This is a genomic window from Paenibacillus sp. J31P13, assembly GCF_056269295.1.
This window is the reverse complement of record NZ_JBWDNR010000001.1, coordinates 685,054-707,039: the sequence shown is the minus strand read 5'-3', so window position 1 is coordinate 707,039 and position 21,986 is coordinate 685,054. Positions and strand designations below refer to the sequence as shown.

Annotated in this window: 21 protein-coding genes; 2 read left to right on the top strand and 19 right to left on the bottom strand. The window is 45.5% G+C overall.

The annotated features are described in order from the left end of the window. Window positions 1-38: 38 nt before the first annotated feature. The gene (sucD, locus tag AC0YOD_RS03040) at window positions 39-971 is read right to left on the bottom strand and encodes a succinate--CoA ligase subunit alpha (protein WP_102712188.1); all 933 of its coding nucleotides are present in this window, start codon (window positions 969-971) and stop codon (window positions 39-41) included. Window positions 972-1,029: 58 nt separating this feature from the next. Then, a complete protein-coding gene (gene sucC, locus AC0YOD_RS03035) occupies window positions 1,030-2,190 on the bottom strand; it encodes an ADP-forming succinate--CoA ligase subunit beta (protein ID WP_475797753.1) in 1,161 nt (386 codons plus the stop codon). Window positions 2,191-2,561: 371 nt separating this feature from the next. Between sucC and AC0YOD_RS03030 the strand changes: the two genes are divergently transcribed. Beyond that, window positions 2,562-4,133 carry a YifB family Mg chelatase-like AAA ATPase gene (locus AC0YOD_RS03030; RefSeq protein WP_475797752.1) on the top strand — a complete coding sequence of 524 codons (1,572 nt, stop codon included), beginning with the start codon at window positions 2,562-2,564 and terminating at the stop codon, window positions 4,131-4,133. A 100-nt stretch (window positions 4,134-4,233) separates the two neighbouring features. Here the strand turns inward: AC0YOD_RS03030 and AC0YOD_RS03025 are convergent, their stop codons facing one another. From AC0YOD_RS03025 to rplS, 7 genes are all read right to left on the bottom strand, one after another. Then, entirely contained in the window at window positions 4,234-4,641 is a 408-nt protein-coding gene (locus AC0YOD_RS03025) for a YraN family protein (protein ID WP_475797751.1), read from the bottom strand. Next, on the bottom strand, window positions 4,634-4,942 hold the full coding sequence (locus AC0YOD_RS03020; RefSeq protein WP_475797750.1) for an EscU/YscU/HrcU family type III secretion system export apparatus switch protein: 309 nt from the start codon (window positions 4,940-4,942) through the stop codon (window positions 4,634-4,636). The genes AC0YOD_RS03025 and AC0YOD_RS03020 overlap by 8 nt, the downstream gene beginning before the upstream one ends. Beyond that, a complete protein-coding gene (locus AC0YOD_RS03015; RefSeq protein ID WP_475797749.1) occupies window positions 4,939-6,801 on the bottom strand; it encodes a hypothetical protein in 1,863 nt (620 codons plus the stop codon). Before AC0YOD_RS03015 ends, AC0YOD_RS03020 begins: the two co-directional genes overlap by 4 nt. A gap of 209 nt (window positions 6,802-7,010) precedes the next feature. Next, window positions 7,011-7,625, bottom strand: a complete 615-nt coding sequence (locus AC0YOD_RS03010; protein ID WP_475797748.1) for a ribonuclease HII — start codon at window positions 7,623-7,625, stop codon at window positions 7,011-7,013. A 36-nt stretch (window positions 7,626-7,661) separates the two neighbouring features. After that, a complete protein-coding gene (gene ylqF, locus AC0YOD_RS03005; protein WP_475797747.1) occupies window positions 7,662-8,528 on the bottom strand; it encodes a ribosome biogenesis GTPase YlqF in 867 nt (288 codons plus the stop codon). A gap of 9 nt (window positions 8,529-8,537) precedes the next feature. Beyond that, window positions 8,538-9,140: a signal peptidase I gene (lepB, locus tag AC0YOD_RS03000; RefSeq protein ID WP_475798354.1), complete on the bottom strand. Its 603-nt coding sequence runs from the start codon at window positions 9,138-9,140 to the stop codon at window positions 8,538-8,540. 205 nt (window positions 9,141-9,345) lie between these two features. Beyond that, window positions 9,346-9,687: a 50S ribosomal protein L19 gene (rplS, locus tag AC0YOD_RS02995; RefSeq protein ID WP_475797746.1), complete on the bottom strand. Its 342-nt coding sequence runs from the start codon at window positions 9,685-9,687 to the stop codon at window positions 9,346-9,348. Between the two features lie 203 nt (window positions 9,688-9,890). Here rplS and AC0YOD_RS02990 point away from each other — a divergent pair, with 203 nt between their 5' ends. Further along, on the top strand, window positions 9,891-11,309 hold the full coding sequence (locus AC0YOD_RS02990; protein WP_475797745.1) for a CAP-associated domain-containing protein: 1,419 nt from the start codon (window positions 9,891-9,893) through the stop codon (window positions 11,307-11,309). A gap of 82 nt (window positions 11,310-11,391) precedes the next feature. On the opposite strand, the gene trmD is transcribed toward AC0YOD_RS02990, so the two are convergent. The 10 genes from trmD to fabF all read right to left on the bottom strand — a co-directional run bounded on the left by trmD (window position 11,392) and on the right by fabF (window position 21,953). Next, complete coding sequence (trmD, locus tag AC0YOD_RS02985; RefSeq protein WP_475797744.1) at window positions 11,392-12,132, bottom strand: tRNA (guanosine(37)-N1)-methyltransferase TrmD; 741 nt, start codon at window positions 12,130-12,132, stop codon at window positions 11,392-11,394. Window positions 12,133-12,135: 3 nt separating this feature from the next. Continuing rightward, entirely contained in the window at window positions 12,136-12,660 is a 525-nt protein-coding gene (gene rimM, locus AC0YOD_RS02980) for a ribosome maturation factor RimM (protein WP_475797743.1), read from the bottom strand. A 101-nt stretch (window positions 12,661-12,761) separates the two neighbouring features. Beyond that, window positions 12,762-12,992, bottom strand: coding sequence for a KH domain-containing protein (locus AC0YOD_RS02975; protein ID WP_308994581.1), 231 nt, complete (start codon window positions 12,990-12,992; stop codon window positions 12,762-12,764). Between the two features lie 25 nt (window positions 12,993-13,017). Then, window positions 13,018-13,290 (bottom strand): 30S ribosomal protein S16, encoded by a 273-nt coding sequence (rpsP, locus tag AC0YOD_RS02970; protein WP_102712208.1) that lies wholly within the window; start codon window positions 13,288-13,290, stop codon window positions 13,018-13,020. 33 nt (window positions 13,291-13,323) lie between these two features. Next, window positions 13,324-14,700 carry a signal recognition particle protein gene (gene ffh / locus AC0YOD_RS02965; RefSeq protein WP_475797742.1) on the bottom strand — a complete coding sequence of 459 codons (1,377 nt, stop codon included), beginning with the start codon at window positions 14,698-14,700 and terminating at the stop codon, window positions 13,324-13,326. A 22-nt stretch (window positions 14,701-14,722) separates the two neighbouring features. Beyond that, window positions 14,723-15,085, bottom strand: a complete 363-nt coding sequence (gene ylxM / locus AC0YOD_RS02960; RefSeq protein WP_475797741.1) for a YlxM family DNA-binding protein — start codon at window positions 15,083-15,085, stop codon at window positions 14,723-14,725. 169 nt (window positions 15,086-15,254) lie between these two features. Then, complete coding sequence (ftsY, locus tag AC0YOD_RS02955; protein WP_475797740.1) at window positions 15,255-16,259, bottom strand: signal recognition particle-docking protein FtsY; 1,005 nt, start codon at window positions 16,257-16,259, stop codon at window positions 15,255-15,257. 43 nt (window positions 16,260-16,302) lie between these two features. After that, window positions 16,303-19,878 carry a chromosome segregation protein SMC gene (smc, locus tag AC0YOD_RS02950; protein ID WP_475797739.1) on the bottom strand — a complete coding sequence of 1,192 codons (3,576 nt, stop codon included), beginning with the start codon at window positions 19,876-19,878 and terminating at the stop codon, window positions 16,303-16,305. 139 nt (window positions 19,879-20,017) lie between these two features. Continuing rightward, window positions 20,018-20,722 (bottom strand): ribonuclease III, encoded by a 705-nt coding sequence (rnc, locus tag AC0YOD_RS02945; RefSeq protein ID WP_475797738.1) that lies wholly within the window; start codon window positions 20,720-20,722, stop codon window positions 20,018-20,020. Next, window positions 20,712-21,953: a beta-ketoacyl-ACP synthase II gene (fabF, locus tag AC0YOD_RS02940; RefSeq protein ID WP_475797737.1), complete on the bottom strand. Its 1,242-nt coding sequence runs from the start codon at window positions 21,951-21,953 to the stop codon at window positions 20,712-20,714. Before fabF ends, rnc begins: the two co-directional genes overlap by 11 nt. Window positions 21,954-21,986: the final 33 nt, after the last annotated feature.

The window sequence follows — 21,986 nt, the reverse complement described above, 5'->3', positions numbered from 1 at the left end:
AAGGTTGCTTACCTTTGTAGCTCTATTTAATTTGATGACTATTTACGAGTAATACATTTTTCGAGCAAGCCTTGCTCTTCAAGAACACTTACAAGCGTTGAACCCATTTCAGACGGTGTAGGTGCTACTTTAATACCGCATGCTTCAAGCGTAGCGATTTTTTCTGCAGCTGTACCTTTACCACCGGAAATGATAGCGCCTGCATGTCCCATACGTTTTCCTGGAGGCGCTGTAGCGCCGCCAATGAAGCCGACAACCGGTTTTTTCATGTTAGCTTTAATCCACTCAGCAGCTTCTTCCTCTGCTGTACCGCCGATTTCACCAATCATGATTACCGCATAGGTATCAGGATCTTCATTAAATAGGTTCAGGATATCAATAAACTCAGAGCCTTTAACAGGGTCGCCGCCGATACCAACTGCAGACGATTGTCCAATGCCGCGAGTAGTCAATTGATGAACCGCTTCATAAGTCAACGTACCTGAACGTGAGATAACGCCAACATGGCCTTTTGTATGAATGTAGCCCGGCATAATACCGATTTTGCACTCATCAGGAGTAATAACGCCTGGACAGTTTGGTCCGATTAGAACGGTTTTGCTGCCATCCATATAACGTTTTACTTTTACCATGTCAAGTACAGGAATACCTTCTGTAATACAAATAACAAGATCAAGCTCAGCGTCTACAGCTTCCATAATCGCGTCAGCAGCAAATGCTGGCGGAACATAGATAACCGAAGCGTTAGCGCCAGTCGCAGCTACAGCTTGAGCAACCGTGTTAAATACAGGAAGAGAAACGAGCGTTCCGTTATCAAGTGTAATGTCAACGTTCGTTCCACCTTTACCAGGTGTTACGCCGCCAACCATTTGCGTACCGTATTCCAGTCCGCCCTTTGTATGGAACAAGCCAGTAGCGCCTGTAATACCTTGGGTAATAACTTTTGTATCTTTATTGACCAAAATGCTCACTCTTAACTCACATCCCCTGAATGAATTCGTATGCGGACGTGCCGCATAGCAACATATCTTATTTCACGAGAGCGACAATCTTCTGTGCGCCGTCCGCCATGGAATCAGCAGCCACGATGTTCAATCCCGATTCTTTCAAAATAGTTTTGCCGAGGTCTACGTTAGTACCTTCAAGACGAACTACGAGCGGACGGTCAAGACCGACTTGCTTCGCAGCTTCGACAACACCGTTAGCAATAACGTCACAACGCATAATGCCACCGAAAATGTTAACGAAGATACCTTTAACTTTCTCATCGGACAAAATGATTTTGAATGCTTCTGTTACCTTCTCAGCAGTAGCACCGCCCCCTACATCTAGGAAGTTGGCTGGGTCTCCACCGTAATATTTGATAATATCCATTGTTGCCATCGCAAGGCCTGCACCATTAACCAAGCATCCGATGTTGCCATCAAGAGCGATATAGCTAAGGTCATATTTGGACGCTTCAATTTCTTTTGCGTCTTCTTCTTCAAGGTCGCGAAGTTCAATGATATCTTTGTGACGGTATAGAGCATTGGAATCGAAATTCAATTTCGCGTCAAGTGCAATAACTTGTCCGTCGCCAGTAACAACGAGTGGATTGATTTCTGCGATTGATGCATCTTTTTCGACAAATGCAGTGTAGAGTGAAATCATGAACTTAACTGTTTTGTTAACAAGTTCATTAGGAATGTTGATTGCATAGGCCAATTTGCGAGCTTGGAAAGCTTGCAGACCAACTGCTGGATCAACGATTTCTTTGAAAATTTTCTCTGGAGAATGCTCAGCAACTTCTTCAATCTCAGTGCCGCCCTCTTCAGAAGCCATCATAACGACACGACCTGTACCGCGGTCTAAAACAACGCCGATATAATATTCTTTCTTAATATCGCAACCTTGCTCGATCAGAAGACGTTTAACTTCTTTGCCTTCAGGACCAGTTTGATGTGTAACCAACACTTTGCCAAGAATTTCACTAGCATAAGTGCGAACCTCATCAATGCTTTTTGCTACTTTAACTCCGCCCGCTTTACCACGGCCGCCAGCGTGAATTTGTGCTTTCACGACAACCACCGGTGTGCCGAGAGCTTTAGCCGCTTCAACAGCTTCGTCTACCGTAAAGGCAACTTTACCTTCAGGTACTACGACACCATACTGTTTTAGGACTGCTTTCCCTTGATACTCATGGATATTCATTGTTGAAATCCTCCATTTCACAGACTGAAATCAGTCATATGTACACAAACAAGTATTATTGTAACACCTTTAGTCAAACCTTACCTCATTTTAACACGAAATGAATGCGTCCTTTTTGATATCATATTGATCTCTTTTTGAGATTAAACGATTTCATCCGACTTAAACCACGCTTTTCAGCTCTTTTTTTGCACATTCTATCTTTAAAACTAACGAAATTTAGTATGACCAAAAGAACATTTCTATACGCTAATAATTAATAATATTGACAATTGGAAGCTTATTCCTCTATTATAATCACAAATTCATACAATTAGAAACGGAATGGTAAGGAAGCACCTTCATTCATCAAAATGGGGGTGCTTTTTGTCATGTTCAGTTCTATTCAGAGTGCTAGCGTTTATGGTGTAGATGGTAAAAATATATCGGTTGAAGTAGACATATCGAGCGGACTCCCTCAGGTAGCAATCGTCGGATTGCCAGACCCAGCTGTACGCGAATCCTTAGAACGAGTTCGTGCTGCTCTCAAGAACAGCGGTTTTACGTTCCCAATGGACCGAATCACCGTAAATCTGGCTCCAGCCGATTTTCGCAAAGAAGGTACCTCCTTCGATTTAGCAATAGCCGCTGGCATTTTGACCGCAAGCGCTCAGCTTAATCCCTCACCATTTGAGCATACACTCCTCATCGGAGAGTTGTCGCTTAGCGGTTGTATTCGACCTGTATCCGGCGTTCTTGCTATGATAGAACAAGCAAAGCAAAGCGGTGTAAACCGTGTTTTATTGCCATGTGACAATGTGAAGGAAGCAGCTTGGATATCTGATATGGAGCTTTTTTCTATCAATCATTTGAATGAGCTCCATCTTGAGAAGCTTGGAAAATCAAACTGGGATCATTTACACGTCAATCATCAAGAGAAGAATACTTCGCGACTAAATCGATCCGATTCTCTCGCCTCTGATCGCTATAAAGAAATTGGAGATTATAGTGATGTAATTGGACAGCATCAAGCCAAACGAGCGATGCTAATCGCCGCTGCCGGCAAGCATAATATTCTTCTTAGCGGGCCTCCCGGAACTGGAAAAACCATGATGATTCGGCGATTGCCCACCATTTTACCCCAATTAACTGAAGAGGAAGCCCTGGAGGTAACCAAAATATATAGTGTCGCGGGCAAGCTAACCGAGAGCTCGCAAGGACTTATAACCACACCCCCTTTCCGTGCCCCCCATCACACAATTTCAACCGGAGGACTTATTGGTGGCGGCTCCATCCCAAAACCCGGCGAGGTTACACTTGCTCACCGCGGCGTGTTATTTCTTGATGAGCTGCCAGAGTTCCCAAGGCAAGTGCTGGAGGTTATGAGGCAGCCGCTTGAAGATCGTATCGTTACGATATCCCGCTCTAAAGCTGTCTTTCAATTCCCAGCGAATATTATGCTGGCTGCATCTTATAACCCTTGTCCATGTGGATATTATGGTCATGAGTACGGAGATAAAAGCTGTTCTTGCAGCCCTTCGACAATAAGCAGATATCGTTCAAAAATTTCTGGTCCTCTGCTGGATCGAATTGATCTGCAGCTTGAGGTTCCCCGTCCGATTTCTTTTGACAATGCGAAGACAGGAGCAAGCTTAGCTTCCGCCGAAATGCGGGAACTAGTAATAGCGGCTAGAAGTTTCCAGAAATCAAGAATGTCTGACAAAAGTTTTGCTTCAACGGAGAGTTTAACAGGTGCAGCCTTAAGGAAAGTCGTCAATCTAAAGCCTGAGGCCGTTTCTTTGCTTGAAAATGCATTTGAAGCTCTTGGGATAAGCATGAGAGCCTATGATCGTATGCTCAAATTGTCACGTACCATTGCAGATATTGAGGCAAATGAGCATGTTGAAGCAGAGCATGTCGCCGAAGCCATTCAATATCGCAGATTAGATAGTCAGCTAAGCTAAGATCTTCATACAAGAAAGAGTCATTTCTATAGGCTTCAGCCTTCGAAACGACTCTTTCTTTACAAATGACCATTTATTAGTTATTACTCGCATTTTGTCCCTAAAAAGCGCTCTCATAGTGTCTGTAAGACACTATGGCATCGTCAAGGCGATTGATAGCTATTGCAATGACATCAAATCGAATGAGTGCATCTGATTTTCCTATGCTTCGCAAATATACCCGAGCTGTTTCCCTTACCTTTTGCTGCTTTCGATAATCAACAGATTCTGCGGCTGAACCGAATCTGCCGCCCTCCTTGCGCGTTCGTACCTCAACAAATATTATTCTGCCTGCCAATTCAGCAATGATGTCTATTTCACCAGTTTTGCATCGCCAGTTCCGTTCTCTAATGGAATAGCCGCCCTCAAGCAGCGATTGAAAAGCTGCTTCTTCGCCGATTTGACCCGTATGACGTCTTGTATCTCTTCTCTTTAGCTTGTTACCCAGCCCCGTTTCACCCTCACTCATGGGCCATATCCCTCGCTTTACGATCAGAACGATAAACAAAACTCAATATTTCTGCTACAAGCGTATAAAGTTCAGCAGGTATTTCTTGATCAATATCAAGCTTGGAGAGCACTTCAACTAACGACGAGTCCTCTTGTACAGGGATATCATTTTGCTTCGCACTCTCGAGTATTCGCTCAGCAAGTTGACCTTTACCCTTTGCTATCAATACGGGCGCAGAACGCTCACCCGGCTCATATTTTATAGCTACCGCTCTCTTTATCTTATTTGGTTGCACGTTTGATTCCTTTTCCTGACTCATATACGATAATCAACTCCTTTGTAGCGAGTTGATGAGAATTGCGATAAATCCGGAGGCGTTGACATTTTCGCTGCTGGAGCTGAACTTTCCAACGTTACTTCTTGGCCTGCTTTAGGCAGCGGTGTCGTACGAAGTGAAAGAAGCTGATAACCCGCCGCTTGCAAGCTGTCAGTAATTTCAGACCTTGACGATTCAGCCAATAAAGCGATAGCAGGATGGTCATTCCACAGGTTTAAGCTGACGATCTTGTCCATTACATTCACGTCTACCATTGTATTTCCTAGTGTTTTCATTGATAAATTAAACAATAGACGGCAATTAGAAGAATCCAATTCTCCCTTTCGACCACGTCTAGTCTGAATATGTACAGAGGCTGTTTGATTGCCGTCTTCATTATTTATTGGGATGAACATCGTTACATGTGTCATCATAGAGTTATTTCTCTCCGGAGTGAGCAGCAGTTGTTGACCTGTAATTTGCTGGACTAGCTGCTGTGCAGTTTCCTTGATTGCCGGCGGTGTATCATCAGCGGACATTAGCGTCAATAACGCGCTCTTTAGTGAATCCTGCTGGGAAATCTGATTCACTTCCGGTGCAGGACTACCATCCGAATTTAAAGCTACATGACTCACCGTGGCTAAAGGAGTTCGTTCTAACAAATGGCGGACTTCCTGATGTCTTAATGTTTGTTGTCCATCTGTGTCAATTGTAGTCCCCTGCGCCGTTAATGCCGGTTGTCCCTTAGCAGAAGCTGCATCCGCTTCACCTTGTATCAAAGAAGCGGAACCTCTCGCTGATGTACCAGCAGGCAGCTCATCAGCTTTTGGGTTGGACAACTGACCTGGCTGCTGTTGTTGTGGTTCTGCTGTTACAGCTTTCGCGAGCTGAAGTTCATAATCTACACCAAGCCATTTCATCATTTGACCGATCCAATTCGGTTGCGCTGCAGCAGTGCGTCCACCGCCCTGCGTGGTAATCGGTTCTGGTACATCGGATTCTACTGCAGGAGCAGCATTCCCCGTTGTATTTATAGTCTCTGGACGTACCGCCGTACCACTAGCTCCCATTGACAACGCTCCCGCTTGCTTGGAGCTTGCTCCCAGAGCAGTAGACAACTCGCTGCCCCCAGTGACATTTCGCTGAAGCTCTGCACCCTGTGTGAGCAGCTGCTGTACATGAACTGCTGCTTGAGAAAGAGGCTTCGCAGTCGACTGTCCTTCTGTTTGGCCAGCTGCAGCAGAAGCTAGCTGTGTCCCTAGTGAGGCCAAAAGCTCATGTGCACTCTTACCGAACATAACCTGCTGCATAGCACCTACCGTGGGGCCAGTCATCGGCAGACCGCGTTTAAACGTTGCTGCCGCTGCTTGCATCCATTGTTCCACATCTCCGCCTGAAGGCAGTGCAGCTGCCGCTTGCTGAAAGGATTGAGCAACCTCTCGGTTGAGAATGAAGCCATCTTTCCGCAAATCTTTCACGATCTCGACTGCCCATTTTTGTTCTGGCAAGGCGAGCTGCTTTGCCCACTCCTTAAACGTATCATCAGGCAAACCTACAGCGTTTGGTTCAATTTGTTTCAGCATAATAAGTGCTCCATTGGATTGCGGCTGCACCTGAAGCATAGCAGTCTGACCAGCTTGGAGCATCATTTCAAGCTTTGCTCTCACTTGAACACCATTTATCTGTACGAGTGCTTCGTTGTTCTCCATGACTTGAAGAATAACACCGCGAACAATCTGTCCCACTTTAAGCTCCATTGCCCGTGATTCTTGAGCAGACGCTTCTCCAAGAAAGCTGCCCATCATTTGACTTATATTCATATACTCATCCGCCTCCGTTGCCGCAGTCCCTCTATCTGTCATTCCACCGTATGTCTACCGTTATCTAGCTCAATAATTTTCACGATTCTACGAAAGCTATATCCTTTATATCGGATTGTAAGGCTTAACCTTGAAGCATTTCTCCCCCAAAATCAAAACAGACATAAAAAAAACGCCCTTTAATGGCGTAAGGCACCTAAATGCCTTACACGATCAATGTAGCGTTAACTTACTTTCTTATATTCGTTCAACTAGAAAAGAACCAGCTGCTCTTCCGTAAATAAATTCCCGAGAAAGGATCGCCTGTGCAGCTCACTTGGACCATGCTGGAGCAAACGCTCCCTATGGAGCTTCGTTGCATAGCCTTTATGGATCGCTATCCCGTAAGCGGGATACTGCTGTTCCCACTCCACTTGACAGAGACGGTCTCTCGTTACCTTAGCGACAATAGAGGCCGCTGCAATGGATTGACTTTTTGCATCGCCTTTGATAATGGATTGCTGAGGTAATTGAATATCAACCTTCTCCGCATCCACTAGCAAATATTCAGCTGGGAGCTGAAGTGCTTCCACTGCGTGCTTCATCGCTAGTCTGGCAGCTTGCTTAATATTAATACGGTCAATCGTCTCCGCGTCAATTCGAGCTGCTGACCAAGCCAAGCTTTCTCGCAAAATAATATCATAAAGCTGATCACGCTTTTTCTCCGAAAGCTTCTTCGAATCATTAACGCCTTCGATGACTAGCCCAGGAGGTAAAATAACGGCTGCTGCGACAACATCACCGAATAGACAGCCTCTCCCGACCTCATCTACACCAGCGATCGCTCCGTAACCCTCAGACCATAATTCTTTTTCATACTGCAGCACGGCTTGTTCCCCCGATCTACAAGACCCTTATCCCGATTAATAAGGAGGTGCTTCAAGTGTAATTCGACCAAGCTTACCTGCGCGTAAATCACGCAATATTATGCCTGATGTTTTTTCCAGATCGACACGACCACCGCTAATCAAACAGCCTCTCCGTCTTCCGATGTCTTCCATTATTCGAACGATTTCATCTGTGTCCGATATGTCCTTCGGCGGTACTTCCAGCTCATAGCGATCTCGAATAGTCGGCCAATAACGTTCTACAAGCTCACGCATTGCAAAAAACGCAATATCATCCACATTCAAAATCTGCTCTCTAATTGCTCCCGTCATCGCCAGTCGATATCCAACGATCTCGTCCTCAAACTTCGGCCACAAAATACCCGGCGTATCAAGCAGCTCCATTTCGGTGCCAACTTTGATCCATTGCTGTCCCTTTGTCACACCAGGACGATCTCCCGTCAATGCGATACTGCGTCCAGCAAGCTTATTAATGAGCGTGGATTTTCCGACATTCGGAATGCCGACAATAAGTCCACGAATCGCGCGCGGATTAATTCCCTTTGCGATTTGACGAGCAATTTTCTCATGCAAAATTTGTTTTGCTTTAAGAGGTACCTCATTCACCCTTGTACCGGTATTTGAATCAATTGCAATAGACTCATGTCCTTCCTTGCGGAAGTATTCCATCCATTGTTCTGTTGTCTTGGGATCTGCCAAATCGGATTTATTTAATACGATCAAGCGGGGCTTGCCGTTTAAAATCTCTTCAATCATCGGATTGCGGCTCGAAAGCGGAACCCTGGCATCCAATAGTTCAATGGCAAGATCGATTAGTTTAAGCTTGTCCTGTATTTGCCGTCTTGCTCGGGTCATATGACCCGGAAACCATTGAATGGTCATTTAGTCACCTCATTTATTCCAATGCTTTATAAACTCAAGCTTATTGAGCGGCCAAAAAATAACATCGGCACGACCAACAATCTCTTCATCTTTTACAAAACCAATCATTCGGCTGTCTTCGCTATTGCTGCGATTATCACCTAGTGCAAAAATCATACCTTCAGGAACCGTCGTCTCAGGATGATCCGCGTTCGGGAAGTTAGGTCCGTCGCCGTTATATAGCTCGCCATTTGCATGTGCTGCTTCAACTGCCTCTTTAATATAAGGCTCATCGATTTTCTTATCATTTATATATAGATCGTCGCCCTCAAGCTTTATTGTATCTCCAGGGACACCAATTACTCGCTTGATGAACTTTCTGCCCTCTTCTGGAACATCAAATACGACTACTTCTCCAAATTTCGGATCGCGAATTGCATACATAATTTTGTTTACGATCAAGCGCTCACCCGTCTCAAAATTCGGCTGCATCGAATCTCCATCCACAATATAAGGAGAAAACAAAAATATGCGAATGAGAAAAACGAGAACGACTGCGATGACCAACGCTTTTATCCATTCCACCGTTTCCTTATATGCGCCGCCCTGCTTGCCTGAGCCAGTTGCATGAATGGCTGCACGGTCAGGTAAACCTTGCTGTTTATCTGCATCTGTATTCGATTCTTTGGATTCCCTATCATCGCTATTGTCCAGCCCGTCATTGCGTTGCTTTGAGTCCACTCGTTTCGCCTTCTTCCCATATGCTCTAATATGTAAACAGCTTCCGTGAAATAACGAAAAGGAGCTTGTTTGCGCAAGCCCCTCTCGTTTTTTGTTCTTAACGAATTTCTTTAATTCTAGCAGCTTTACCGCGAAGTTCACGTAGGTAGTACAATTTCGCACGACGTACTTTACCACGACGAGCCACTTCGAGTTTTTCGATTTTAGGCGAGTTAAGCGGGAAAGTTCTTTCCACACCTACACCGTAGGAAATTTTACGCACTGTAAAAGTTTCGCTGATACCACCGCCGCGACGTTTGATAACAACGCCTTCGAACAATTGGATCCGCTCACGAGTTCCCTCGATAACTTTAACATGAACTTTTAGCGTATCACCCGGACGAAAGTTCGGAAGATCTTGGCGAAGATTTTCTTGCGCAATAGTTTGCAAAAGATTCATTTGATTCACTCCTTCCACATAGACGTTCTTATGAGCTCACCGGATTCCATTGAATCGGTTCATCACTGATAGCGGACCGTCCGACTTTACGAACAACATTAAAAATAATATCACATTTAGCCCAATATTACAACTCGTTTTCTAAATACTTAATTCATGTATACTGAATATGACAATCAATGACAAATAAAGAGGTGTAAGCGGTGCGAAAGTTGAAGGAACTCCTTTCTACGACAAAAAAAGGATGTCTTGCCCTACTATTACTTATTATTTTCACCACAGCCAATCCGACTCTAACCTCTGCTGAGTCGATAAGTTTCAAAGACACGAGTGGACATTGGGCTCAACCCTATATCAATTGGGCTGTTGAACAAAAGCTGGCGCAAGGTTACAGCGACGGTTCATTCCAACCAAACAAGCTGGTAAGTGAAGCAGAGTTTTTGGCGATGCTGCTGCGTGCTTATCAATTAGTACCTATTGAATCAGCAAGCAATGCCTCTTGGTCCAAACCTTACTATGATTTTGCAGATGTTCTTGGTTGGCCAGTTATGAACACTAGGAAAGTCAGCAGCACATTTCTGCGCGGTAATGCCGCATTACTGATGGCTTCGGCAGCAAATGGCAGCAGCTACACGGAGCAAACTGCAATACAATGGCTATTAGATGAGAAAATTTCAAACGGAAGAACCTCTGCAACGATAAGCGGGTTCATACCAGCTGGCAATTTAACTCGTGCTGAAGCGTTAACTTTCATCTACAATCTCAAGGTGCACTCTTCAACCTTATCAAACAAAAAGATCGCTGTTGTCGGAACGACGTTCGACGGCATCGCTTTAAATGATTCATCGAAAAAACTGGAACAGCAGCTTGGCAAGCCTTCCAGAATTGATCCCAGCGAATATGGCTTCTCATGGCATATATATAATGGAAGTTACTCCCATTACATAATGATTGGTGTTCAAAACAATAGTGTTAAAGCCATATTTTCTAATTCAAATACGGGTTGGAAATTTTCAAATGGTATAAAAATGGGTCAAAATTTGGCAGAGGCTAAAAAGCTCATGAAATCACCTAGTAACGTGGAAACAAATGACGATTACTATGCCTACACGCAAGGTACGGAACGTACCACTTTATTCATGGACAAGCATGACAATAACAAAATCATTGGCATTATCCATATGAATGCAGAAGCTGCTAAAACGAAGCCTTCTTATACAAAAGAGCTTCAATCTCCTTTTGAACAAGAGATTTTTGAATTAGCTAATGCTGAACGTACCGTTCGCGGTATCACAGCTTTTGAATGGGATGATCTTGCAGGAGCGTCGGCACGCTCACACAGCCAAGATATGTTTAAACGTAATTTCTTTGATCATACCAATCCCGATGGAGACTCTCCGTTCGATCGAATGAAGAAAAACGGAATCAAATACCAGACAGCCGCAGAAAATATTGCAGCTGGCTACCCGAACAGTATTTATGCTCATTATGGGTGGATGAATTCCAATACGGGTCATCGTGAATCTCTTCTCAGCACGAAATTAAAACGCTTAGGTACCGGCGTAGCTTTCGGCGGGAGTTATAACGTTTATTATACCCAAAACTTCTATACGTCAAAATAAGCTTGTATATAAAAAAGTCGCCTCGGGTATCCGTTGCGACTTTTTTTCTAGACTCCTATACGGTCTTCTTGTAAATCCTCTTCTAAGGTGTCTCACTCTTCTTCTTAGCAGCAAGCCACTTTCTTTCCTTATCGGTGAGCTCAGCCGTTTCCAATAGGTCTGGACGGCGTTCAAGCGTGCGAAGCAATGACTGCTCACGACGCCATACCTCAATATTGGCATGATGGCCTGAAATAAGAACATCAGGCACAGCCCAGCCTCGAAACTCCGATGGACGTGTGTAATGGGGATGCTCCAGCAAGCCAGTGCTGTAGGAGTCTGTAACCGCTGACGTTTCATTGCCAAGTACACCTGGCAGCAATCTCACAACACTATCGATCAGAACCATTGCAGGAATCTCTCCGCCTGTGAGCACATAATCACCAATTGACAGCTCATCCGTTACGAGATGCTCGCGAATTCGCTCATCATAGCCTTCATAATGCCCGCAAATTAACACAAGATGCTCTTCCTTTGAAAGCTCCTCCGCCTTCTGCTGATCGAAGGATGCGCCTTGTGGACATAGCAAGATAACTCTTGGCTTTACATTCTCGTCCAGCTTAAGGTCCTCAACAGCAGCAAATACCGGATCAGGCTTCAAAATCATACCGCCACCGCCGCCATACGGATAATCATCGACAGTATTATGTTTATTGCCTGAGTAGGCTCTGAAATTGATCGCCTCAAGGGAGACAATCCCTTTATCTTTTGCTTTTCCTAAAATACTCGCGTTAAATACACCGTCGAACATTTCTGGAAACAGCGTTAGCACATCAATTTTCATCAGTTAAATCAATCCTTCCATCAAATGGACCGTCACAAGCTTCTCTTTCGTATCAACACTAATCAATACCTCGTCAATAACAGGAAGAAGCAGCTGCTTACCTGAACCCTTCGGACGATCCACAACCCACACATCATTTGCACCTGGACTTAGTATTTCGGAAATTATACCCAGCTCTTCGCCTTCCTCTGAAACGACCCGGCAACCAATAATTTCGTGATAATAGTATTCACCATCATCAAGCTTCTCCTGCTTAGTAGAAGAGACCTTAAGCACCCAGCCCTTATACTTTTCAACGACATTAATATCAGTGAAGCCATCAAGCTTCAATATGTATACATTTTTGTTAGGTCGCGAGCTGATAATCTTTACTTCAAGCGACTCGCCTGTATCTTCATTCTGCATACGAAGCTTGCTTCCAGATGCGAACCTTGAATCTGCGAAGTCCGTTTGAGAAAGTATTTTCAATTCTCCCCGAATACCGTGTGTATTTACAACCTTCCCGACCGTTAACCATTTTTCGCTCATTACAACCAGCCCTTCATATGTGTTGACTCTATTATACATGAAAAATACACATGAAAAAAAGGACTAGGATATTCATCCCAGCCCTCTTTCAAACGAGTGCATTATGACATAATGTCAACGATGACCCGCTTTTGCGATTTGACGGAAGCAGAAGTCACTACCGTTCGCATTGCTTTCGCAATGCGTCCCTGTTTACCGATGATTTTACCGATATCCTCGGGGTGAACCGAAAGCTCGTATATCGTGCCACGATCATCATCCTTCACATTGATTTGCACCTGTTCAGGATGATCAACCAATGCCTTCGCTATGACAAGTATCAATTCTTTCATCTCAAGGCCCTCCGCAGTTCAACAGTTATTTCTGTTGCTTAAGCTCATGGAACTTTTTCATTACACCAGCTTTGGAAAGCAAGTCACGAACGGTATCAGAAGCTTGCGCTCCAGTTTGCAACCATTTCAACGCTTTTTCTTCGTCAATCTTAACTTGAGCCGGTTGTGCAACCGGGTTATAAGTACCGATTTCTTCGATAAAACGTCCGTCACGCGGCGAACGGGAATCCGAAACGACTACGCGGTAGAAAGGAGCTTTGTGAGCACCGATTCTTTTCAAACGAATACGTACTGCCATGAAAATTCACCTCCTTCAAAGAGTAAACGATTATTAAAACGGGAATTTCATATTTTTGCCGAGCATGCCTTTAAGGCCCTTCTTGCCGCCTTTAGGCCCTTTCGGTCCCATCATTGATGAGAATTGCTTCATCATTTTCTTCATATCATCAAACTGCTTAATAAGACGGTTTACTTCAACAACTGTCGTACCGCTACCAGCCGCAACACGTTTGCGACGACTGTGATTAAGCAGCTCGGGCTTTTGTTTCTCCTCTTTCGTCATGGAGCGAACAATTGCTTCTACTCGGCCGATTTGTTTCTCATCGACCTTCATATCCTTCATGCCCTTCATCTTGTTCATGCCGGGCAACATATCCATAATTTGATCAAGCGGTCCTAAATTTCTAACCTGCTCCATCTGCTCAAGGAAATCATCGAACGTAAATTCAGCTGTACGCATCTTACGTTCCATTTCTTTCGCCTTGTCCGCATCGATATTAAACTGTGCTTTCTCAATCAGCGACAGCATATCGCCCATGCCGAGAATTCGTGAAGCCATCCGTTCAGGATGGAAAGGCTCCAAGGAATCGATCTTCTCACCCATAGCTGCGAATTTAATTGGGCAGCCTGTAACAGCTTTAACCGAAAGCGCCGCACCACCGCGTGTATCTCCATCTAGCTTCGTTAATACAACACCAGTTAGCTCAAGCTGCTCATGGAAGCTTTGTGCCACGTTAACCGCGTCTTGACCAGTCATCGCATCAACAACGAGTAGAACTTCATCGGGCTTGGTAACCTCATGAATTTGCTTCAGCTCTTGCATCAGCTCTTCATCGATATGCAACCGGCCCGCTGTATCGATAATGACATAGTCATTGCCGTTCTCTTTCGCATGCTGCAAACCAGCGCGTGCAATCTCTACAGGAGAAGTCTGATCACCGAGCGAGAATACTGGTGCATTGATTTGCTCACCAAGTACTTGAAGCTGCTTGATTGCTGCGGGACGATAGATATCACACGCAATAAGAAGCGGCTTGTTATTGCTCTTCTGAAGCAGCTTAGCCAGCTTCCCAGATGTCGTTGTTTTACCGGCACCTTGCAATCCAGCCATCATGATGACCGTCGGCGGCTTGTTTGCTTTTACAAGCTTACTTTGTGTTCCGCCCATCAATTCGGTAAGTTCTTTGTTTACGATATCGATGACGACCATGCCAGGCGTAAAGCTCTTTGATACATCTAAGCCAATAGCACGTTCCTTAACCTTTGCGATAAAATCTTTCACGACTTTGAAGTTAACGTCTGCTTCGAGCAGCGCTAAACGCACCTCGCGCATCGCTTCGCTAACATCTTCCTCGGAGACTTTACCTTTGCCTCTCAGCTTACTGAACACATTCTGAAGCCGATTTGATAAGCTCTCAAATGCTGCCATGTACCGTCACCTCCATTCCTATTTATTCTGTTCCTCTAAATTGTGAAATGACGCTTATCAGTGCTTCCTTATCTTGCTCAGCAATGGACAAGCCATTTACATTGTTGACTAACTCAGCCGTCAATTGAAGAAGCGACTCATGTCTTGCTAACAAGCTAAGTTTGCTCTCATAGCTTTCAAGCATCTGCTCAGCCCGTTTAATATGCTCGTATACGGCTTGGCGGCTAATGCCAACCTCTGCTGCAATCTCACCAAGCGAGAAATCATCGTGGAAATAATATTTTAGAAATGTCCGTTGTTTCTCCGTTAAGAGCGGCTCATAAAAGTCAAATAATAAGTTGATTCGAGTTGTCTTGGATAAGGCATCTGGTTCATTAAGTTTCATCCCCTCAGCCCCTCCTGCTTCTTTAAGCTTGTATGCGTCAAGTAAAATACCCTGACAGCTGACAACGTCTTTTATATTACATGAGGTTATGGGCTGCTGTCAAGCTTTTTACCTTGTCACTTAATCAACTTTTTAAATGACTCCCAGAAAACGAATGTTTATCAATGAATCAGTCGTTTTTTTCCGTCTCTTCCGTATCCTCGCGCTGAATGAGTCCAGCAAACAAGGCATGGATGAACTGCTCAGAATCAAACTGCTGCAAATCGCCCATTTTCTCACCAAGTCCTACAAGCTTAACCGGCAAGCTCAGCTCATTACGAATCGCTATAACAATACCGCCCTTAGCCGTACCGTCAAGCTTTGTAAGAACCAGCCCAGTAACACCGCTTTTCTCTCCAAACAGTTTCGCTTGACTTAGCGCATTCTGACCAGTCGTTGCATCCAGCACTAACAGAACCTCATGCGGTGCATCGGGTAGCTCACGCTGAATAACACGGAATATTTTGTTCAGCTCTTCCATCAAGTTTGATTTATTTTGAAGTCTTCCAGCTGTATCACACAGGAGTACATCTACACCGCGCTGCTTAGCTGCTTGTACCGCATCAAACATAACCGCTGCAGGGTCGGAACCCGATTGCTGCTTAATGACGTCGACACCTACTCGTTGTCCCCACACTTCCAGCTGTTCAATTGCTCCTGCACGGAACGTATCTCCAGCTGCCATTAGCACGCTTTTACCTTCGCTCTTGAACTTATGCGCGAGCTTACCGATTGTTGTTGTTTTGCCGACGCCATTCACGCCAACAAACAAAATAACGGTAATACCGCTTGCTGCCATTTTTAGATCTGATTTGTCGTCGCCCTTCATTAGCTGAATGAGCTTCTCAGATAGGATCGGCTGCAAATCAGCGGCATCCTCAATTTTGCGCTTTTTCACTTCGACGCGAAGATCATCAATTAAGCTCATAACCGTATTGACGCCTACATCGGCACCAATTAGGATTTCTTCAAGCTCTTCATAAAATTGCTCGTCGATTTTTTTGCGGCGTGTAATAAGCTCTTCAACCTTCTCTACAAAAGCTGTACGAGTTTTCGTCAAGCCTTCCTTGAAAATATTCGTAACCGCCTCGGTTTTCGTAGCGATGCTTTCCTTTAGCTTCTTAAAAAAACTCATCGTTCCAACTCCCCTATCCTCACATTATCGATCCGCTCTTTATTTATGCAGTGACCGACTCTTCTTCCTCTAAACGAACAGAAACCAGCTTCGAAACGCCGCCTTCCTCCATTGTAACACCATAAAGCACATCCGCTTCCTCCATCGTTCCTTTACGATGAGTAACGACGATAAACTGCGTAAGCGATGAAAATTCTCTTAAATATTGAGCAAAACGAGAAACGTTAGCTTCATCAAGCGCCGCCTCAACCTCATCGAGCACACAGAATGGCACGGGTTTAACCTGCAAAATGGCAAATAACAAAGCAATCGCAGTTAGCGCACGCTCGCCGCCAGATAGCAGCTGTAAATTTTGCAGTTTCTTACCAGGAGGCTGTGCCACAATATCAATACCTGTGTCTAGCACACGATCTGGTTCAACCAGTATGAGATCTGCGCGTCCACCGCCAAACAGCTTGGCGAATACGACAACGAAATGGCTGCGAATCGCTTCGAAAGTCGTTTTGAAACGCTTCGACATTTCATCGTCCATTTCTTTGATGACCTGATAAAGCGTCGTTTTGGCTTCCATCAAATCATCTTTTTGCGCAGATAAAAATTCAAAACGTTCCTTAACCCGATCGTATTCCTCAATCGCGCCTAGGTTAACGTCTCCAAGAGCCGTAATTTGACGTTTAATTTCGCGAACCTCGGTTTGTGTACCAAGCACATCCTCGGGAACGGGGTACTGCTCCTTAGCAAGCTCGTAGCTCAGCTCATATTCCTCACTCAATTTACGAAGTAGATTGTCAAGCTCTACATCCAGTCGGTTCGCAGCAATCTCCGTCTGGCGCATCTGCTCCTCGACTGCTCTTAGCTGAGCGCGCTGTTCCTTCGTTTCACTTTCACCATGATCGAGCTCTTGAATACGCTTTGCTCTAGCAGAACGCTTCAAATCAGTCTGCTCTGAGCACTCTTGCTTCTTCAGCCTTAGCTGATTAAGCTGCTCGATTTGAATTACTGTTTCCTCTGAATGACGAGCCAACTCTTCTTCTTGCTGTGCAGCAAGAGACCGTAAGCTGCTCAGCTCTTGCTTCGCTCGCTGAACATCCGCCCGTACACGTGCGGATTGATCCTCGAACGACAGCTTTTCCTGGTCGGTTTTCGCTGCCGCTATCTTAATATCAGTTAGCTGACCTTGCAGCTCTTCTTTCGCAGATTCGCTGGCTTTGCGACGTTCCTCTGCTAAGCGGATGGCTTCTTGCAGCCTCGCTTCATCGAGTACAAGCTGTTCAAGCCGCTTTTCGGCAGCTGCTGCAGAAGTCTGTACTTCCTTTTGCTCGGATAAATGTGTGCTGCGATCAGCTGTATAGAGCTGGCGTTGCTCGTCCAAATGCTTAGATTCATTATGAAGCTGTTGAAGCTCCGCCCTGATCTGCTGCTCCTCGATCCGGCTTTTCTCGCCTTCGGCACGTAATTCTTCAATGTTTTGCGTACGTATGGAATGCTCTTTCCGCAAATCGCTGAGTTTGCTCCTCAGCTGTTCAACCATTTTGCTTCCATCTTTAATCTCTTGATCCAACGCATCGATCTGCCGCTGACGACCAAGCAGGCTTGCGCCTTTCTTCTGCAAGCTGCCTCCCGTCATAGAGCCTCCGGCATTGACGATATCACCCTCAAGCGTTACGACACGATAACGGTATTGACATTTAGATGCTATCCGATTTGCTTGTTCAAGCGTTTCAGCTAGCAATACATTGCCTAGTAAGCTTCTTACAATGGCTTCATAGCGTGAATCTGAGCTAACCAAGTCCGCCGCTACGCCAACGAAACCATCAACAGATTCTGCCAAACGCTTATCATGATCCGGGACTTGTCTGCCACGGATTACATCAAGCGGCAAGAAAGTAGCTCGGCCAAGCTGACGCTGTTTCAAGAATCCGATAGCGGTACGAGCTGACTTCTCATCCTCCATAACGATATGCTGGAGAGCACCGCCCATCGCCGTTTCGACAGCCATCTCAATACGTTCAGGCACGCGAATAAGCTCTGCAACCGCGCCATGAACACCGCTTATGCCGCCATTTCCTCGTCTCGATGCTTTCAGCACTTCCTTAACGCCTTGCATGAAGCCATCCAATGCTTCCTGCATTTCCTTCATCGTATCACGTCTTGATATATGACTGTCGAGCTTCTGCTCCCACTTCCGAATCGCTAAAGTGACCTCTTCCAAGCTCTGAGTTATTGTTCGTGTCTGCTCCGACTCCGTAAGCGTGCGGTTTCTAGCTTCTTCAAGCCGGGCAAGTGTAGCTTCAAGCGATTGTGCAAGCTCAGAACGTCTAGCATCAAGTCTTTCCTGCTGTTCCAGCCACTTCGTCTCATCTTCACTAAGTCGCTCTATCCGCCGTTGCAGCGTTTCTTGCTGCTGTGCGGCATAGCGAATCTCATTCCGATGTTGGGCCATAGCGCTGAGCACTTCAAGAAGTTCGCCTTTCAAGGTTTCCTCTGCATCGGCAACCGCGCCACCCGCAACACCCAGCAAGCGGGATTCCTCATCGGAAATCTTCGAACGCAGATCGGCTAGCTGCAGTTCAAGCTGTGCAGCACGGCTGCGAAATTCAGCTTCCTCGCGAGTCATCGTAACAATTCGTGCATCCTGTGCAGCAATCGATTCTTCAAACTGACGTTTATTCTGCTCCAAATTACGTTTACGTTCCTTAAGAACCTCGCCATAGCCCTCGCACTTCTCAAAATCCTCGCTAATTTGCAGCATAGATTCATGCAGTTGATCCAGTTCAAGCTCAAGATCACGCAACTGCTGACGATCCTTCTCCAAATGTGCATCATGCTTGCTGACTACAGTCGATAGCTGCAACTGCTCTTGCTGCATCTTCTCAAGCTTGCCGTTTGCTTCTGTCCATGAGCCATGAATCTGTTCGATATTATGTACATACATGGATATTTCTTTTGTCTTGAGCTGTTCCTTTAACGCTCTGAAGTGAATGGCCTTCTCAGACTGCTTGCGCAGCGGTCCAACCTGATCCTCCAGCTCTGTAACAAGATCATGAATACGAAGCAGGTTCTGCTCCGTCTCATCCAGCTTCTTCTGAGCCTCGCGTTTCCGGGATTTGTATTTCACAATGCCCGATGCTTCCTCAAAAATACCGCGCCGGTCTTCCGAGCGCGTACTTAAAATTTCTTCTATTCGGCCTTGTCCAATAATGGAGTAAGCTTCTTTACCGATACCCGTGTCCATAAACAGCTCGGTAATATCCTTCAACCTGCATGGTTGCTTATTTATTAAATACTCACTGTCACCGTTGCGGTGAACACGGCGCGTAACCGTTACCTCGTTATACTCTAACGGCAAAGCACCGTCCGAGTTATCAAGCGTAAGCGATACTTCGCTGTAATTGACAGCTTTCCGAGAATCACTTCCAGCAAAAATAATGTCCTCCATTTTGCCGCCCCGCAAGCTTTTTGCGCTTTGTTCACCAAGCACCCAGCGTATACCGTCTGAAATGTTGCTCTTACCGCTGCCGTTAGGACCAACAACTGCAGTAATACCCGTAACAAATTCCATTTCGGTTCTGTCAGCGAATGATTTAAAGCCTGATAATTCAATCCGTTTCAGAAACATATCTTGGTTTTCACCTCACCCCTCATTGTACCATAACTTATAGGCCTTGATAACCATTTAACCAGCTAAACCCACATAAAAAAGGAGAGTGTCCTTAAGGTCGTATTCGACCCATAAGGACACTCTCACTTCTGCGTGCTTAAGCTTGCTCTTGCGAAAGTTTCCGCCAAGCTTCTGCTGCTGCACGCTGTTCCGCTTCCTTCTTCGTTCTCCCGTTTCCAAGTCCAAAGCACTCTTCCCCGAGATAAACTTCAACGACGAACTCACGGTCATGCGCAGGACCACGTTCCTCAACAATACGATATTCTACCGCACCGAGGCCATGATGCTGCGAACGCTCCTGTAATTTAGACTTGGAGTCTTTTACAAGCAATCCGTAATCATTGGATTCCACGAATGGGAACATATGCTCAGCCAAAAAGCTTCTTGTTCTCTCTATCCCTGCATCCAAGAAAATAGCGCCTACGAATGATTCAAACAAGTCAGCAAGCAAAGCCTGCCGCTGTCTGCCACCTAGCTGTTCCTCACCACGTCCAAGAAGAACGTGGGAGCCAAGCTCCAATCGTTCAGCAAACTGCGCCAATGACGGTTCACACACGATAGAAGCCCGCATTCTCGTAAGCTCACCTTCTGGACGCTGCGGATAGGTCGTGAACAAATATTCGGAAACGAGCAGTTGAAGCACCGCATCTCCGAGAAACTCCAAACGCTCATTGTCTTGAGCAGATCCACGCTTATGTTCATTTACATAAGAGGTATGAGTGAATGCCTGTTTGAGCAGCTTCGTCCGTTTAAAATTGAGCTGCAGCCGTTGCTGCAGCTCAATAAAGGTATCATGCTTCATAAACTTTCATCACAATCGTCGCGTTATGACCGCCAAAGCCAAATGAGTTAGACAATGCAATTTGCACGTCTGCCTTACGAGGCGTATTAGGTACATAATCGAGATCGCATTCCGGATCTGGATTGTCCAAATTAATGGTTGGAGCAATAATGCCGTTTTTCAGCGTGAGGCCAAGAATAACAGCTTCAACGCCTCCTGCTGCGCCAAGCAAGTGACCTGTCATCGATTTTGTCGAGCTGACAGCAACTTTATAGGCATGATCGCCAAACGCTTTCTTGATTGCCTTCGTTTCAGAACGATCACCTACAGGTGTTGAAGTACCGTGTGCATTGATGTAATCAATATCAGATGGTTCTATTCCAGCATCTTTAATTGCCTTCACCATACAACGAGCAGCACCATCCGGATCTGGCTCAGTCATGTGATGAGCGTCTCCGCTCATTCCGTAACCGATAATTTCTGCATAAATTTTGGCTCCACGCGCTTGCGCATGCTCTAACGATTCTAGAACAAGTATGCCTGCGCCTTCACCCATAATAAAACCATCACGATCGATATCAAATGGACGGCTAGCTTTTTCCGGCTCATCATTGCGAACAGACATAGCTCTCATAGAGCAGAAGCCCGCCATACCCGTAGGTCTGATCGTCGCTTCGGCACCGCCTGCAATCATTACGTCTGCATCGCCGCGTTGAATGAGCTTGAATGAATCTCCGATGGAATGAGTACCTGTCGCACATGCGGTAACCGCCGTGCTATTTGGACCCTTCGCACCAGTTAACATGGATACTTGACCAGATGCCATATTCGCAATCATCATCGGAATAAAGAATGGGCTAACACGCTTCGGGCCTTTCTCCAGCAAAATATTATGCTGGTCTTCCCAAGTGCCCAGTCCGCCGATACCAGATCCGACCATAACGCCTACTCGTTCTGCATCTGCATTTTGACCAATTTGCAAATCTGCATCTTTTACCGCCAATTGACTGGCTACTGCTGCAAACTGTACGAAACGGTCCATTCTGCGTGCTTCTTTCCGATCCAAGCCGTAATCCTCTGGGTTGAAGTTCTTGATCTCAGCAGCGATTTGTGTCGGATATTCAGAAAAGTCGAAAGCCTCCACAACGGAGACACCAGACTTACCTTCTAGCAAGTTACCCCAAAATTTCTCCAAATCGGAGCCCAGTGAGGTCATAACCCCCATACCGGTAACAACAACTCTTTGTTTCATTCCATTCACCTCTAAGGACAGCAATATAGATGA

What these genes read in the sequence shown, in the direction of transcription:
- sucC (WP_475797753.1), bottom strand. Translation starts at nt 2,190, where the DNA reads ATGAATATCCATGAGTATCAAGGGAAAGCAGTCCTAAAACAGTATGGT.
- AC0YOD_RS03030 (WP_475797752.1), top strand. Translation starts at nt 2,562, where the DNA reads ATGTTCAGTTCTATTCAGAGTGCTAGCGTTTATGGTGTAGATGGTAAA.
- AC0YOD_RS03025 (WP_475797751.1), bottom strand. Translation starts at nt 4,641, where the DNA reads ATGAGTGAGGGTGAAACGGGGCTGGGTAACAAGCTAAAGAGAAGAGAT.
- AC0YOD_RS03020 (WP_475797750.1), bottom strand. Translation starts at nt 4,942, where the DNA reads ATGAGTCAGGAAAAGGAATCAAACGTGCAACCAAATAAGATAAAGAGA.
- AC0YOD_RS03015 (WP_475797749.1), bottom strand. Translation starts at nt 6,801, where the DNA reads ATGACAGATAGAGGGACTGCGGCAACGGAGGCGGATGAGTATATGAAT.
- ylqF (WP_475797747.1), bottom strand. Translation starts at nt 8,528, where the DNA reads ATGACCATTCAATGGTTTCCGGGTCATATGACCCGAGCAAGACGGCAA.
- rplS (WP_475797746.1), bottom strand. Translation starts at nt 9,687, where the DNA reads ATGAATCTTTTGCAAACTATTGCGCAAGAAAATCTTCGCCAAGATCTT.
- trmD (WP_475797744.1), bottom strand. Translation starts at nt 12,132, where the DNA reads ATGAAAATTGATGTGCTAACGCTGTTTCCAGAAATGTTCGACGGTGTA.
- rimM (WP_475797743.1), bottom strand. Translation starts at nt 12,660, where the DNA reads ATGAGCGAAAAATGGTTAACGGTCGGGAAGGTTGTAAATACACACGGT.
- AC0YOD_RS02975 (WP_308994581.1), bottom strand. Translation starts at nt 12,992, where the DNA reads ATGAAAGAATTGATACTTGTCATAGCGAAGGCATTGGTTGATCATCCT.
- rpsP (WP_102712208.1), bottom strand. Translation starts at nt 13,290, where the DNA reads ATGGCAGTACGTATTCGTTTGAAAAGAATCGGTGCTCACAAAGCTCCT.
- ffh (WP_475797742.1), bottom strand. Translation starts at nt 14,700, where the DNA reads ATGGCAGCATTTGAGAGCTTATCAAATCGGCTTCAGAATGTGTTCAGT.
- ylxM (WP_475797741.1), bottom strand. Translation starts at nt 15,085, where the DNA reads ATGAAACTTAATGAACCAGATGCCTTATCCAAGACAACTCGAATCAAC.
- ftsY (WP_475797740.1), bottom strand. Translation starts at nt 16,259, where the DNA reads ATGAGTTTTTTTAAGAAGCTAAAGGAAAGCATCGCTACGAAAACCGAG.
- smc (WP_475797739.1), bottom strand. Translation starts at nt 19,878, where the DNA reads ATGTTTCTGAAACGGATTGAATTATCAGGCTTTAAATCATTCGCTGAC.
- rnc (WP_475797738.1), bottom strand. Translation starts at nt 20,722, where the DNA reads ATGAAGCATGATACCTTTATTGAGCTGCAGCAACGGCTGCAGCTCAAT.
- fabF (WP_475797737.1), bottom strand. Translation starts at nt 21,953, where the DNA reads ATGAAACAAAGAGTTGTTGTTACCGGTATGGGGGTTATGACCTCACTG.